This window comes from Caldicoprobacter guelmensis, from assembly GCF_016908415.1.
Taxonomy (GTDB): domain Bacteria; phylum Bacillota; class Clostridia; order Caldicoprobacterales; family Caldicoprobacteraceae; genus Caldicoprobacter; species Caldicoprobacter guelmensis.
Window position 1 is genome coordinate 146621 of the sequence record NZ_JAFBDW010000005.1, and the last position, 15274, is coordinate 161894.

At 44.1% G+C, this 15274-nt stretch carries 11 protein-coding genes; 9 read left to right on the forward strand and 2 right to left on the reverse strand.

What is annotated here, in order from left to right; all coding sequences use genetic code 11:
- Nucleotides 1–46 precede the first annotated feature (46 nt).
- Nucleotides 47–3178 carry a beta-galactosidase subunit alpha gene (ebgA, locus tag JOD02_RS08470; protein WP_204488717.1) on the forward strand — a complete coding sequence of 1044 codons (3132 nt, stop codon included), beginning with the start codon at nt 47–49 and terminating at the stop codon, nt 3176–3178.
- Nucleotides 3179–3357: 179 nt separating this feature from the next.
- Here ebgA and JOD02_RS08475 read toward each other — a convergent pair whose 3' ends face one another.
- Nucleotides 3358–4404: a Gfo/Idh/MocA family protein gene (locus tag JOD02_RS08475; protein ID WP_204488718.1), complete on the reverse strand. Its 1047-nt coding sequence runs from the start codon at nt 4402–4404 to the stop codon at nt 3358–3360.
- 18 nt (nt 4405–4422) lie between these two features.
- Nucleotides 4423–5172 (reverse strand): sugar phosphate isomerase/epimerase family protein, encoded by a 750-nt coding sequence (locus tag JOD02_RS08480; RefSeq protein WP_204488719.1) that lies wholly within the window; start codon nt 5170–5172, stop codon nt 4423–4425.
- A gap of 321 nt (nt 5173–5493) precedes the next feature.
- Here JOD02_RS08480 and JOD02_RS08485 point away from each other — a divergent pair, with 321 nt between their 5' ends.
- The 8 genes from JOD02_RS08485 (at nt 5494) to JOD02_RS08520 (ending at nt 15221) form a co-directional block, all read left to right on the forward strand.
- Complete coding sequence (locus JOD02_RS08485) at nt 5494–5958, forward strand: CtsR family transcriptional regulator (protein WP_204488720.1); 465 nt, start codon at nt 5494–5496, stop codon at nt 5956–5958.
- A gap of 63 nt (nt 5959–6021) precedes the next feature.
- Nucleotides 6022–6528, forward strand: a complete 507-nt coding sequence (locus JOD02_RS08490) for a UvrB/UvrC motif-containing protein (RefSeq protein ID WP_204488721.1) — start codon at nt 6022–6024, stop codon at nt 6526–6528.
- A gap of 14 nt (nt 6529–6542) precedes the next feature.
- Entirely contained in the window at nt 6543–7574 is a 1032-nt protein-coding gene (locus tag JOD02_RS08495; RefSeq protein WP_204488722.1) for a protein arginine kinase, read from the forward strand.
- Nucleotides 7575–7799: 225 nt separating this feature from the next.
- On the forward strand, nt 7800–10241 hold the full coding sequence (locus tag JOD02_RS08500; protein ID WP_204488724.1) for an ATP-dependent Clp protease ATP-binding subunit: 2442 nt from the start codon (nt 7800–7802) through the stop codon (nt 10239–10241).
- 2 nt (nt 10242–10243) lie between these two features.
- Nucleotides 10244–11587, forward strand: coding sequence for an MFS transporter (locus tag JOD02_RS08505; protein WP_204488726.1), 1344 nt, complete (start codon nt 10244–10246; stop codon nt 11585–11587).
- A gap of 40 nt (nt 11588–11627) precedes the next feature.
- A complete protein-coding gene (locus tag JOD02_RS08510) occupies nt 11628–13136 on the forward strand; it encodes a TolB family protein (protein ID WP_204488728.1) in 1509 nt (502 codons plus the stop codon).
- Nucleotides 13137–13154: 18 nt separating this feature from the next.
- Entirely contained in the window at nt 13155–14519 is a 1365-nt protein-coding gene (gene radA / locus JOD02_RS08515; protein ID WP_204488730.1) for a DNA repair protein RadA, read from the forward strand.
- A 210-nt stretch (nt 14520–14729) separates the two neighbouring features.
- Nucleotides 14730–15221 carry a CarD family transcriptional regulator gene (locus JOD02_RS08520; RefSeq protein WP_204488948.1) on the forward strand — a complete coding sequence of 164 codons (492 nt, stop codon included), beginning with the start codon at nt 14730–14732 and terminating at the stop codon, nt 15219–15221.
- Nucleotides 15222–15274: the final 53 nt, after the last annotated feature.

A 15274-nucleotide genomic window follows, 5' to 3' on the forward strand; every position in this document is an offset into this window, starting at 1 on the left:
TAACGCTAAACATACTTTTTGAAATCAAGGGAGGCGGTGTTTTATTATGGATGCAAAAGGGAGGATTTTAAACGATTGGGAAAACCCAAAGGTGCTTCAGCGCAACCGCATGCCCAGCAGGTCCTACTTTATCCCGTATCATGACGAGATGTCAGCTTTAACAGGTCAGCGAGGGGCTTCTTTGCGTTTTAAGCTGCTCAACGGGGTGTGGAAGTTCTATTATGCCGAATCGCCAATGGAGGCGCCTGAGGGCTTTTATCGTGAAGATTATGATGTGACGTCATGGGATGACATTGAGGTGCCTCTAAACTGGCAGATGGCGGGATACGGGCGGCCGCATTACACCAATGTTATATATCCTTTTCCGGTGGATCCCCCGCGAGTGCCCAGTGAGAATCCCACTGGTTGCTATAGGCGCAATTTTTACATACCCGAAAGCTGGCAGGGGTACCAGATAGCCTTAAGATTTGAAGGAGTGGACAGCGCATTCCATGTGTGGGTGAACGGCAACGAGGTGGGATACAGCCAGGGCAGCCGTTTGCCGGCCGAGTTTGACATAACCCCTTGGGTCCGTGTGGGTATGAATACCTTGGCAGTCAGGGTATATCAGTGGAGTGATGGGAGCTATCTAGAGGACCAGGACATGTGGTGGCTGAGCGGCATATTCAGGGATGTGTACCTTCTTGCCAGGCCAAAGGTGTACCTGTTTGATTATTTTGTGCGTACTCAGCTGGATGAACAATACAGAGACGCGATCCTCCATATCAAGGTTGTTTTGAATAATGCATCTCAGATAGAAGTAAGCGGTGAATTAGAAGTTAAGCTGTTGGATGCGCATGATTGTCCGGTTATGGAAAACCCGCTTAAAGAGAGATTTTCTATAGTTGCTGCCGGCCAGACCACATTGGGTATAGAGATCCCTGTATCCAACCCTGAGAAGTGGTCAGCCGAATCGCCTTATCTATATAAATTACTGCTTACTGTGAAGGACGCTGATGGACGCATTTTGGAAGTCATCCCATCCAGGGTTGGGTTCAGGTCCATAGAGTTAAAGGATGGGAATTTCCTGGTCAACGGCGTTGCTATAAAGCTCAAGGGCGTAAATCGCCATGAACACCACCCTGACCTTGGCAGGGCGGTTCCACTTGATGCGATGGTACAAGATGTTATCCTCATGAAACAACACAATATAAATGCAGTGCGGACTTCCCATTATCCCGATGACCCCAGGTTTTATGACCTGTGTGACGAATACGGGCTTTATGTTATAGATGAGGCAGACCTTGAGTGTCATGGCTTTGCGGTGTTGAATGATTGGGAAAGGTTAAGCAATGAACCCGAATGGGAAGATGCCTATGTGGATCGCATGGAGAGGATGGTGCAGCGCGACAAAAACCATCCCTGCATCATCATGTGGTCGTTGGGCAACGAATCGGGGTTTGGGCGAAATCATGAGGCCATGGCAAGGAAAGCTCGAGAGATAGACCCTACTCGCCTCATCCATTATGAGGGGGAAACCCGGCTTATATTCGACAAAGAAGAGGTTGAACCTAAAGTAGCGGACGTATACAGCACGATGTATACTTCTGTAGAAAAGATGATAGAGCTGGGGCAAAAGGTGAACATGAAGCGGCCCCACATACTTTGCGAGTATGCCCATGCCATGGGCAATGGTCCGGGCAATCTGAAAGAGTACTGGGATGTTTTCTATGCATACAAGAGGCTTCAGGGAGGTTGTGTGTGGGAGTGGCTGGACCATGGCATCAGGCAAAAGACGGCCGATGGAAAAGAGTACTTTGCCTACGGTGGTGACTTTGGAGATCAGCCCAATGATGGGAATTTCGTTATAGATGGCTTGGTGTTTCCGGATAGGACTCCTTCCCCCGGGTTGATAGAATACAAGAAGGCGCTTGAGCCGGTAAAGGTAGAAGAAGTTGATTTAAAGGCTGGTAAGGTGCGGATTATCAACCGATATGACTTCATTTCGCTGGACCACCTGGCCTTATCATGGGATGTAGTTGCCGACGGCCAGGTGTTGCAAGGTGGTCAAATTAATATGCCTCATATTAAGGCTGGCGAAAGCCAGATTGTGGCTATACCTTTGAGAATGCCTCAAACGGTTAAGCCCGGTACCGACTACTGGCTGAACCTGCATTTTACCTTGGCTTGTGATACTCTATGGGCCGAGAGAGGATATGAGGTTGCCTGGGCGCAGTTTAAACTTCCGGTTGAGGCAGCCGCACCTAAAGTGCATGTGGCATCCATGCCTCCGGTGTCTTGTGAGCAACAGGGGAATAAGTTATTAGTGATGGGAGCTGATTTTAAGCTGGCATTTGACAGAATAAGGGGCGTTATAGAGTCCTGGGTTTATCAGGGAATGGATATGTTGGTTAAGGGGCCCAAGATGAATTTCTGGAGGGCGCCCACTGATAACGATGTGCATGAGGCTGTCATGTGGCGCAAGGCTGGCCTTGACAGGATGCAGCACCGCATAGATAGCGTTGAATTCAAGGCTTGCGATAAAAATGTTGTGCAAGTAAAGGTCGCCTCGCGCATAGCCCCACCAGTGTACGATTGGGGTATACTGTGCGAGTATATCTATAACATTTACGGCAGTGGAGACATGATTATAGAAGTTCATGGTGTACCACAGGGCAAGTTGCCGGATACTCTGCCGAGGATAGGGCTGCAGATGGCGCTGCCGGCTTGTATGGATACGGTATCGTGGTATGGACGCGGCCCTGGCGAGAGCTATTGTGACAGCAAGGAGGCCAACCGCTTTGGCGTATACAGCCGCAAGGTGGATGACCTGTACACGCCCTATGTGCGCCCGCAGGAGAATGGGAACCGCACCGATGTGCGATGGGTATCCTTCACAAATATCCGCGGTATGGGCCTGCTGGCTGTGGGAATGCCGCAACTTGAATTCAGTGCGCACTGGTTTACTACACAGGATCTAGATGCGGCTTCGCATACTTATGAACTGCCAAGGCGTGACTTCATCACCGTGAATCTGGATTACAAACAGCATGGGCTGGGCAGTGCGAGCTGTGGACCTGGTCAGTTGCCACAGTACAGGCTGCTGCCACATGAGTTCAACTTCAGACTGAGGCTCAGGCCATTTTCAAGGGATGCCATATCGCCGGTGGAGCTGGCCAAACAGGTAATTGAAGGCTAAACGGCTAACAATAAAAAACCTCCTACAAGGTACCATGCAATCTGCCCTGTAGGAGGTTTTTTCTATAATGCCTAAATTTGGTTTAAGTGCACCGAACACGGTTATAAGTTCGATGCGGACGCGGCGTATGTTACCATCCGATGCTAGGATGAGTCTTAATTATTGAGGGCAGGATGATGTCACAGCATCACTTCTCTACCCAGCTTTGCCGATTCATAAATCCCGTTGAGCATTTTTTGAACTTCAAGGCCATCCTCGGCTGGTGCTATGGGTTGTTTGCCTTCACGTATGCATTCTATGAAGTGTTCTATTTGATTGGCAAAGCTGTCTTCCTGCCTGATGACGGGAGAGGAGTCCATCAAGTAGTTTTCTTCTTCGCCGTAAATCATCAAGGGATTAAAACTTGCGCCGGCTTTTGTACCGAAGATATAGCTGTATACTCCTGTATCTTTTCCGTTAATAGCCCAGCTTACGTCGAATGTCATGGAAGCACCGTTTTCAAACCTGATAAAGCCCGAAGCAGAATCTTCGGTTTCAAATACGATATTGTCAGCATCCAAAGCCACCCAACGGCCTACACCTTTGGTTTGATAATTGCCTATTTTGCTGTATGTAGCGGCACTCACGCTTATTGGCTTTGGCTTGCCCATGAAGTACCATGTTAAATCGATTACATGAACTCCGATATCTATGACGGGGCCGCCACCAGATTTGGATAGGTCAGTAAACCATCCAAGTGGTGTACCGCGCCTTCTCATCCACCCTGTTTTTGCGTAGTATATCTCTCCAAATTTGCCTGCGTCAGCCAGTGCTTTTATGAGCTTGCTTTCAGCGCGGAATCTGTTTACAAATCCCATCATGAATACGATATTGTTGTCCTTGGCAGCCTTGCACATCTCTTCTGCTTCTTTTACGTTCATAGCCATGGGCTTTTCGCACAGTATATGTTTTTTGGCATTGGCTGCCGCAATGGCAATCTCAGCATGGGAGTTATTGGGGGTACAGATGCTTATTGCGTCGATCTCTTCAATATTGATGATATCCTGATAACTGTTGAAGGCATATTTTATGTCGAACTTATTGGCAACTTCTTTAGCTCTTTCCAGGTTGAAATCGCATACCCCTATTATCTCAACGTCCTTTTGTTTTTTGTAATTTGGTATATGAGCGCTTTGAGCGATATTTCCGGCTCCGATTATACCTATACACAACTTACCGTCTTTCATAATTGTTTACCCCTTTCCTTATAAGATGTTCCTCAAATAATTAAGGCTTTGTTTTATGCTTTCAAGCTGTGGCTTTTCAAATTCTTCCTGTTCCACGATGTACCATTTAATCCCCAGTTCCTTACCCACACGTACAATCTCAACGAAGTCCACTATACCGCTCCCTATTTCCGTGCTCACCTTTTCATCCATGCTTTTAAGGTCCTTTATGTGGATAAGAGAAGAACACTGCTGTGGATATTTTCTCATGAAATCTACTGCTTTTAGGCCGCAGTATTCCACCCAAAAAGTGTCCAGTTCCAGGTGAACGAGGTCTGGGGCAGTATGGGACATTAAAATATCCAGCCCGTATTGGTCATCGAATTTTTCAAATTCAAAATCATGGTTATGATATGCAAATTGAATTCCATTTTCCTTGCAGCGTTGACCAATCTTATTGAACAGTTCTCCTAGCCTTTTATAAGCATCGGCGCTGTCGCGCATATGATGAGGAATGCCAGGACATATTACGTACCGGTTTCCTATTTCGAGGTTATATTCTATCACTTCGTCAAGATTGTTTTGAAGTAAGTCAATGCCGGTGTGGCTGCCACAGGGAATGAGGTTCAGGTCGTCCAACGCTTTTTTAAGCTCCTTGGCGGGAGTGTTGAAAAAACCTGCAAATTCTACTCCATCATAACCTATATTGGCTACTTCTTTTAGAGTGCCAATGAAATCCTTTTGGGTAAGCTCTTTTATTGAATAGAGCTGTAAGCCTAAATTTTCCATGGCTTTTGTAACCCCCCTTTTTGTTTTGCTTTTAATAATTAGTCTACCACGATTGTATGACTTTGTATATACGGTAATGATAAAAATTTCACAGGGGAATGAAAAACAAAGGGGTATATATAAGATTAAGATACACAGAATAGAGCAAAAAACATGAAAAGTAGTTTAAAGTTTTAATTTTTTGAGTTAAATTTATATAATCTTGAAATAAGGTAAAAAATAGGAATAATTAGTTGATTATTAAGCGTTATTTTTTTATAGGGATTGGTTATAATTAAAAATGAAGGTCAAAGAAAGTCAATAACTAAAGAGGTGATGTAGATGGCACGATTGAGCGACATGATCGAAGAGTTCATAAAAACTTTATTAGAGGAAAGTAACGGACAATTGGAGCTTCAAAGGAACGAACTTGCGGATTATTTTGAGTGTGCTCCTTCACAGATCAATTACGTGCTGACTACGCGATTTTCGCTTGATCGTGGGTACTATATAGAGAGCCGCAGGGGCGGTGGAGGATACATCCGAATTATCCGCCTGGATATGGACAATAATGATTATATAATGTATTTGCTCAAGGAAAGGATAGGCAATCGTATATCCCAACAGGCTGCCGAAGACATAATTGACCACATGCTCGACAAAGGTATTATAACCCAGCGGGAGTCACTCATAATGAAGGCGGCTGTACAGGATAAGGGGATAGGTATTCCGTCAAACCTGAAAGACAATGTTCGAGCCAGCATAATGAAAGCCATGCTTACGGCTATTTTGAAGCTACGTACCTGAATTACAAGGGAAAACGGGCGATAATTCCGTCCCTCATTTTAATTTTAAAAGGGGTGAATTCAAATGTTGTGCCAACAATGCCAAAAGCGTCCTGCTACGGTTCACTTTACTAAAATAGTTAATAACCATAAGACTGAATTTTACCTGTGTGAGGAGTGTGCAAGGCAAAAAGAAGATTTCAAGGCGTTTATCCCCTTTTCCATAAACGATCTTTTAACCGGATTTCTGGATATGGATAAGGCCGATGTTTCAGTTAGGAGCCCGGGATTGCTTAAATGCAAGACTTGTGGTATGGATTTTGTGCAGTTTAAGAAAGTGGGGAGGCTGGGTTGCCAGGATTGTTATAAATATTTTGCTGAGGAGCTTGCCCCTGTGATTAGGAGAGTTCAAGGGGGCACAAAACACACCGGAAAAGTGCCCAGAAGAGCAGGGGTAGGGCTGCGCATTGAACGCCAGATTAAGCAACTGAAGGCTCAGCTCCAAAAAGCGGTTGAGGCCGAAGCCTTTGAAGAAGCAGCCCGGTTAAGGGATCAGATACGGGAGCTTGAAAGGCAATTGGGCCAACTATAAGGAGGGATTTTTAAATGAGCTGGATAAGCGAAAACGGACCTTACAGCGGCATAGTCATGAGCAGTCGAATAAGGATTGCTAGAAATATAGCGGGGTTGCCTTTTCCATCCATAGCAAGCATAGAAACTTCTCAAAAAGTCGTGGATATGGTGAGGAAAAGCATCCTGGAAAGCAACTCTATATTGAGCCGGGATTTTGATTTTGTCTCCTTGAGAAATTTGAATGAGGTGGAAAGGTATATACTTGTAGAAAAGCATCTGATAAGTCCTGATTTGGTGGAACGTGCGGAGATAGCAGCTGTTCTGATGGACCGTAACGAACAGGTGAGCATAATGATAAATGAAGAAGACCATATACGGATGCAGTGTATCTTCCCCGGATTTCAGCTTGATAAGGCCTGGGAGCTCTTAAACAGAGTGGATGATATAGTGGAAGAAAGCATAGAGTATTCCTTTGATGAACATTTAGGATATCTTACCAGCTGTCCTACTAATGTGGGTACTGGTATGCGAGCCTCTGTGATGATGCACCTGCCTGGACTGGTGGCTACCAATTATATAAACAGCGTTTTGCATACCATTTCTAAAGTGGGTTTAACTGCTAGGGGGCTTTATGGTGAGGGCAGTGAAGCCCTAGGAGATATCTATCAGATATCCAACCAGATTACTCTAGGTCCAACGGAGGAAGAGATAATAAGCAGCCTCAACATTGCTGTGCGCCAGATAATAGAGAACGAAAGGATGGCACGTCAAGCATTAGCCCAGTCAGGCAAGTTAGAGTTTGAGGATCGAATATGGCGGGCTCTGGGTGTCCTGAAACATGCCAGGAGATTGAGCCTGCAGGAATTTATGACTTTACTCTCTCAGGTGCGTTTGGGAGTAGATATGGGTATCATAAAAGGGATAGATGCTGTAATGTTAAATGAGTTGATGGTCAAATGTCAGCCGGCACACCTTCAAGCTTATGTGGGCAGAGAGATGAGTGCAGAAGAATTGGATATAGTGAGGGCTAATAGGGTTAGGGATGAATTGAGTAAAATTTCCTAAATAGTTGTTTTTATCCATAATAATGAGGGTATAAATTTAAAGTAAGAGCTTTAAAAGGAGAAAAAATTTTCTACCTAAGCAATAAGGAACACCATGAAGGACTAAAAATTGGACTTTGTTTTATACTAAACTAAAGATTGAAGTCTGTTGCAGAAAATTAGATATTCAAATATAGAGAAGCCGCAAATAATGTAAATAAAAACAAAAGAAAGGGAGGGAAGGGAAATGGCGTTTTTCGGCAGATTTACTGAAAGGGCTCAGCGAGCTTTGATGTATGCGCAGGAAGAGGCGCGAGCTTTAGGGCATAACTATGTAGGTACCGAGCACCTGTTGTTGGGACTTATTCGAGAGGAAGAAGGGGTTGCTTCGCAGGTTCTCAGACAACTGGGGGCCGATGCCGACAAGGTAAGAAAACAGATAGAGGCCTTGATTGGTAGGGGTACTTTCAATTTCAATGAAGGTTTCGGATATACCCCGCGAACCAAGCGGGTTATGGAACTCAGCTTCTACGAAGCTCGAAATCTGGGCCACAACTACGTAGGGACAGAACACCTTTTACTTGCACTCCTCAGGGAGGGTGAAGGGGTGGCGGCTCGAATTCTTAAAGACCTAGGTATAGACTTCCAGACAGTCAGGGATCAACTCCTTAAGGTTTTAAAGGAGGAAGGTGGAGAGCCTGGACGAAATGCCAGGAGGCGCAAGAGCAATACTCCCACCCTGGACCAGTTTGGGAGAGACCTTACTGAAATGGCTCGTGAAGGGAACCTTGATCCGGTAGTAGGAAGGGAAAAGGAAATAGAGCGAGTGGTGCAGATTTTGACCAGGAGGACCAAGAATAACCCTGTCTTGATAGGGGAACCGGGAGTGGGTAAGACTGCTATTGTCGAAGGGTTGGCTCAGAGGATTGTAGACGGTAATATCCCAGAGCTACTACGAGATAAGAGGGTTGTTACCCTGGATCTATCGGCCATGGTGGCGGGGACGAAATACCGCGGGGAATTTGAGGAGCGCCTCAAGACGGTGATGGAAGAGGTGAAGAAAGCCGGCAACGTTATTCTATTTATAGATGAGATGCACACCATTATAGGCGCCGGTGCTGCGGAAGGAGCCATTGATGCTTCTAACATACTCAAACCAGCTTTGGCCCGCGGTGAGATCCAGGTAATTGGCGCTACTACGCTAGATGAATACAGAAAGCACGTGGAGAAGGATCCGGCTCTGGAGCGAAGATTTCAGCCGGTGATGGTGGAGGAACCTACCAAAGAAGAAGCTATTCAAATACTGATGGGGCTGCGAGATAAGTATGAAGCGCATCATAAGGTCAGAATTACCGATGAGGCTATAAAGGCGGCTGTTGAGCTGTCGGCGCGGTATATAACCGACAGGTATCTCCCTGATAAGGCCATTGACCTGATCGATGAAGCGGCATCCAGGGTAAGGCTGCAGGCCTTTACGCCACCTTCCAAGATAAAAGAGCTGGAAGAGAGGCTTGAGAATTTGAAAAAAGAAAAAGAAGAGGCCGTCATGAACCAAAACTTTGAAAAGGCCGCCCAGATTCGAGATGAGGAGCAGAAGATCCGTGAACAGATCGAGAAAGAAAAGGAGAGATGGGCCACCCAGAACACCACTAATACTGAGATGGTAACTGAAGAGCACATAGCCCAAATTGTATCCAGCTGGACGGGGATACCCGTTCAAAGGCTAGAACAGGCCGAGGCCGAACGGCTGCTTAAGATGGAGGAAATACTTCACAAGCGCGTCATAGGTCAGGATGAAGCTGTACGGGCGGTGGCCAATGCCATAAGAAGAGCACGGGCAGGGCTTAAAGATCCTAAACGCCCCATCGGATCATTTATGTTCCTTGGTCCCACGGGTGTGGGAAAAACTGAGCTGTGCAAGGCTTTAGCAGAAGCACTATTCGGCGATGAAAATGCTATGATCCGCATTGACATGTCGGAGTATTCGGAGAGGCATACTGTGTCCAGGCTGATCGGCGCACCTCCTGGATATGTGGGGTATGAGGAGGGCGGTCAACTCACGGAGAGGGTGAGAAGAAGGCCATATTCAGTAGTGTTGCTTGATGAGATAGAAAAAGCGCATCCCGACGTGTTCAACATATTGCTCCAAATCCTGGAAGATGGGCGCCTTACCGACGGCAAGGGCAGAACGGTGGATTTCAAAAACACTGTAATAGTCATGACTTCAAATGTTGGGGCACATACCATAAGGAAGCAGAAAAGCCTTGGCTTTGCTGCAGGAGGCGATATAGCTGCTACTGAATATGAGAGGATGAAGGAGACCATAATGGAGGAGCTCAAAAAGACCTTCAGACCGGAGTTCCTCAATCGCCTAGACGAAATCATAGTTTTCCATCCGTTGGAGGATGTACATTTGAGGCAAATCGCATCTTTGATGATACAGAATGTAGCAAAGCGCCTGGCAGAAAAGAATATATTCCTGGAGGTCAGCGAGGCAGCCAAAGATTACATGATCAAGCAAGGTTTTGATCCGATATATGGGGCCAGGCCTTTGCGTAGGGTTATACAAAAGACCTTAGAGGATAGGCTGTCTGAGGAGATTCTTGCTGGACGGGTTAAACCAGGGGATAAGGTGCTCTTAGACGTTGAGGACGACAAACTGGTATTCAAAAACCAGGTGCCGGTGTAAGGATGTATAAAAGGCTAGGCTGTTATTGCCTAGCCTTTTATATTGTCAGGGATCGTTTTGACTTAATATTGGATTTATTATTGTTTGGTGATATAATTATTCTTGATTTTGTAAATATTATAGACCTTTTAAAACTGGGGGTTTATATGAAGAATTTATCGATAAAAATTCGCGGTATACACCCAAAGCAGTTACAATATTCCCTTTTGGAATTTGTATTCTGGGCGACTTTTGCTGCGTATTATCCATTTGTAGTGGTTTTTTTGAGAAGTAAGGGTTTTAGCAATACAATTATAGGGACAATAATAGCTATAAATTCATTGATTGTCGTTTTTGCTCAACCGTTTTGGGGAGCAGTAAGTGATTGGATGCAATCTATAAAAAAGGTCTTTCTCATTTGTTTAGCTGCGGCGATACTATTACTCCAACCTGTTCCCTTTATTTCATCAGCTGTATTTGTAGGTATAATTTTGGCATTGGTTACAGCATTTGAGTCGCCTCTTGTGCCTTTACTAGATAGCTGGGTTGTCCAGAGTATTAAAACGGAAAAAAGCCTTTACTATGGCAGCATCAGGTTGTGGGGTTCAATTGGTTTTGCTGTTATGGTGTACATATATGGAAAAATAATAGATATTTTTTCGGTTAACGCATTGTTTCTAATTTTGTTGTTGATGGGGTGTTTGACTTTTATTGTATGTGTAAGGATTAAGAGCGATAGGCCAGTAACATCTAATAGTGCTAATAATTTGAATTTCAATAAATTGCTAAAAAACTATTCGTATATGTCTTTTTTGATTTTTGCCATGATTTTGATTATCCCTCATAGAAGTGCATTTATTTTTCTTCCGAATCTTATGGAACTAGTGGGAGGGTCTGAAGGAGAGCTTGGAATGGTTTTTGCCATAATGGCTATAAGTGAAATTCCCGTTTTTTTGTATTCGAAAGCTCTCATTAGCAGATTTAAGCCGGTGAGTTTATTACTGGTTTCTGCTATATTTTTTATTCTCCGTCAGGCATTGTATCTTGTAGTAAGAACTCCCTTTCATGTGCTTCTCGTACAACTTCTGCAGGGACCTTCATTTGCGTTGTTCACAAATGGCGTAGTGTATTATATTGATGAGTTAGCTCCGCCTGAGTTAAAAGCCACTGCTCAAACTTTTGCTAATTCCGTATTTTTTGGGATAGGTGGGATAATAGCAAGCTATGTAGGAGGATGGATGGTTGATAGTTATGGGCTTAAGAGTATATATTTGGTAGGGTTCCTTGTCAGTATTGCTGTCGTGCTATTGTTCTTTTGTTCGTTGGGTATAAATAAAGTACTACGGCAGCATTCCGTAGATGTTTGAGAGCATTGCGGAATTGTTAGCATAAAAGGGAGAGTGGGGTATGTTTTTTAAGGAGATGACAGAATTGTTCAAAGGTTTTTTTGTTAGAAAAAGGAATACGGGTTTAATATTGTTGAGGCTATTTAGGGAAATAAATAGACGGCTGTTACGCTGGATGTCAAACTTTATTGGGGATAAAAAGGGTGTGCGCCTGGTAATTATTTCATGTGTGTGTATAACACTTGTGGCGGTGGGGATATTGTTGCTCAAGATGGTTTTCAATCAAAATTCCTTTAATGAAGAGAGTGGAAATTTATCAAATGAGTGGATTTCAAGTCAGTCGGCAGAACCGATGACTGAAGAGAGCAATAATAATGATGGTTCTGCTCGGTTTTCCATAATAGATATTTCCGTTACTTCAGTTGATTTGGAGACCGAGATGCTGCAGATAAATGAACCCACTCCTTATGGAAAGGAGCTGCTCTATTCGGCAGGCAGTGCCTCAAACATCGATGGCCCTGTGCTTACCAAACTTTTTCTGTATAACATCGACACAAAAGAGGAAAACCAAGTTGCTGAAGCTAAAGTTAAATTTGGTGAGATTTATGAGGGCAGATTTAATGCTGATTGGATTGTATGGCTTGATACCAACCAAAGTGGCACTAATTACATATATGCCCTCAATAGAAAGACGGGCGAGGTGTTTCAGGTTAAGCGATGTGACCTTAACAAGCCACAGTTGATGTTGTACGGCGATAACTTAGTATGGGTAGAGCAAAAAGATGAACAGCATGACAGGTTGTATTTATATAACCTTAAGTCAGGGGAGCCAGTAGTGCTAGACAGCTTTGATAATCCCACATATGGGACATGTCCACCCGCATTATACAATGATGTAGTGGTTTGGGTATATCCCTCTTCGGACGACTCTAACAGGAGCATTATCAAAAAGCTTGACCTTAAGAAAGCATTGACAGTGAGCCAGGCTATGGGGCAAAATGTGGCGGTGAAATCCAGTAAAGGCCAATCTGAAAAGGAGACAGAGAGGACTGTTGACGAGCCTTCAAGGGATGTGTTGCAACAGGATGAGAAGGTGGCTAGTGAAGCCGATAACGCATTGACAAAAGTAGAAAGTACGGTTGTACAAGGTGGAGATGAAGATGGTTTTGATGGAGAAGATGGAATAGAACCTAAGATAATAGATCCAAAGGGATTTGCCATTTATCCTCAGACCAATGGAGAAGTGATTGCCTGGTTGGACAATATTGATCCTTCTAGGGCCAGGCTTCTTATGACCAGAGATGACGGTGAGACCATTCAGATGGTTGCGCAGGGAGTTGGAAGGGTGTTTGGAGTAGGGGACAAGTTTATTGTTTATACCCAGAATGATTCAATAATGCTGTATTTTTGGGAAATAGATCGTTATGCAAGGCTTACCGCTCCCGGGGAGAAAGGGATGCTGTCCAAAGCCTGTGTGTGGGGTAATGTGGTAGTGTGGTATGATATAAGCGATCCATCACAGAGAAAGGATAGAGTAAAAATTAGTATTATTGAGCAGCCTAGTATATAGAAGATGTGTGGAGGAGTTATGGCGAAACCTAAAAAAGTATTTGTGTGCCAGGAATGTGGATATGGATCTCCAAAATGGATGGGTAAATGCCCTTCCTGCGGACAGTGGAATACCTTTGTGGAAGAAATACAAACCGTCAGCCGCAATACTGATGATATACATATGGTAATTTATTCTAAGCCTGAAGCGCTGGAGCAGATAGTTCTGCAGGACGAGGAAAGATATAATACTGGAATTGAAGAGCTGGACCACGTGTTGGGTGGGGGGATAGTAAAAGGGTCCCTGATATTGATAGGAGGGGACCCTGGGATTGGCAAATCAACTTTACTCCTTCAGGTGTGTAGCTCGCTAGCCAACAAGCATGGAAGGGTACTTTATGTCTCGGGTGAGGAATCTGTCAGACAGGTCAAGATGAGAGCCAGCCGCCTCAATATATACGCTAGAAATTTGTATCTGGTTTCAGAAACCAACATGGACGTGATACTATCTCATATTCAAAGTTTAAACCCAGAATTTTTGGTAATAGATTCCATTCAAACGGTGTTTTTGCCTCAGCTGTCATCTGCGCCGGGGAGTGTAGCTCAAGTTCGTGAGGCCACAGGAGTATTCATGAAGCTGGCTAAAAGCCAAGGGATTACCGTATTTATAGTAGGGCATGTGACGAAAGAAGGTGCGATTGCAGGGCCTAGGGTGTTGGAACACATGGTAGATACTGTTTTGTATTTTGAAGGAGACAGGCATCACAGTTATAGGATACTGCGCGGGGTAAAAAACAGGTTTGGTTCTACTAATGAGATTGGCGTATTTGAGATGAGGGATAGTGGTCTTGTACAGGTTTTAAACCCGTCTGAGATTTTACTTTCTAAGCGAACACATGGAGTGCCTGGTTCGGTGGTGTTGTGTAGTATGGAGGGAACTAGGCCGGTGCTGGTGGAAGTGCAGGCTTTAGTGAGCACTACTGTATTTGGTATAGCACGGCGCATGTCTACTGGCATAGACTATAACCGGGTTGTTTTGCTTATGGCGGTACTGGAGAAAAGAGTGGGAATGCAATTATATAACCAAGATGCTTACGTGAATGTCGCGGGAGGGCTCAAAATAGAGGAGCCAGCTGCTGATCTAGCCGTTGTCACTGCCATCGCTTCCAGCTTTAGAAACGTCCCGGTAAGCCCAGAAATGGTGGTGATGGGTGAGGTGGGACTAACAGGTGAAGTAAGGGGGATAAGCCATATTGACAAAAGGATTAACGAAAGCTTAAGATTAGGTTTTAAGCAATGCGTAGTACCCCATGACAATTTGAAAGGGCTTATTGTCCCCAAAGGTATGGACGTGATAGGCGTTGAGACTATTTCAGAAGCTCTTGATGTAATTTTGGGTATTTAAGAGGTTTAATGCAACAAGAGGAACGATAAATGGAGGTATGTTCCCTGTTTTGGGAGAGATGATATTTTTATAGATAATAGTGCCATTTTATTTTTTATCGGTATTGACAAGGCCAATTTCTGTGTGATAAAATACTAAATTTATTGACTACATTGCTAATCTATGATATAATGAAAAAAATATTGTAGAAAAAGGGAGGCTTTTTTCATGATTTTTAGGGTGGGGGATAAAGTGGTTTATCCAATGCACGGTGCTGGCATTGTGGAAGGTATAGAGGAAAAGGAGATACTTGGTGAAAAGCACGAGTACTATGTACTGTATTTCCCTGTGATGAAAATAAAGGTGATGATCCCCACCAAAAATGTGGAACAGATAGGTTTGAGGCAGGTTATATCCAGGGAGGAAGTCGATAAAGTGATAGGCGTTTTAAATGATGGTCAGAGCAGCATGCCCACCAATTGGAATAAACGTTACAGATTGAATATGGATAAGATAAAAAGTGGAGATATTTATGAGATTGCCGATGTAGTGAGGAATCTTACTTTAAGGGATAGGGAGAAAGGGTTGTCTGCCGCTGAACGAAAGATGCTCAATAGTGCCAGGCAGTTTCTAATTAGCGAGCTGATGTTATCGATAGACGTGAGTGAAGAGGAGGTTTCTGCGCTGGTGGATAGCATAATCTTAGAAAAAGCTACAAAGTAAATTTTTTACTTAGATAAAAGTGTCGTTTTGACTTATAAAATTTGGCAAAATGT

Bases quoted from the DNA above. Each gene is read 5' to 3' on its own strand.
- ebgA (WP_204488717.1), top strand. From the start codon at position 47: ATGGATGCAAAAGGGAGGATTTTAAACGATTGGGAAAACCCAAAGGTG.
- JOD02_RS08475 (WP_204488718.1), bottom strand. From the start codon at position 4,404: ATGAAAGACGGTAAGTTGTGTATAGGTATAATCGGAGCCGGAAATATC.
- JOD02_RS08480 (WP_204488719.1), bottom strand. From the start codon at position 5,172: ATGGAAAATTTAGGCTTACAGCTCTATTCAATAAAAGAGCTTACCCAA.
- JOD02_RS08485 (WP_204488720.1), top strand. From the start codon at position 5,494: ATGGCACGATTGAGCGACATGATCGAAGAGTTCATAAAAACTTTATTA.
- JOD02_RS08490 (WP_204488721.1), top strand. From the start codon at position 6,022: ATGTTGTGCCAACAATGCCAAAAGCGTCCTGCTACGGTTCACTTTACT.
- JOD02_RS08495 (WP_204488722.1), top strand. From the start codon at position 6,543: ATGAGCTGGATAAGCGAAAACGGACCTTACAGCGGCATAGTCATGAGC.
- JOD02_RS08500 (WP_204488724.1), top strand. From the start codon at position 7,800: ATGGCGTTTTTCGGCAGATTTACTGAAAGGGCTCAGCGAGCTTTGATG.
- JOD02_RS08505 (WP_204488726.1), top strand. From the start codon at position 10,244: ATGTATAAAAGGCTAGGCTGTTATTGCCTAGCCTTTTATATTGTCAGG.
- JOD02_RS08510 (WP_204488728.1), top strand. From the start codon at position 11,628: ATGTTTTTTAAGGAGATGACAGAATTGTTCAAAGGTTTTTTTGTTAGA.
- radA (WP_204488730.1), top strand. From the start codon at position 13,155: ATGGCGAAACCTAAAAAAGTATTTGTGTGCCAGGAATGTGGATATGGA.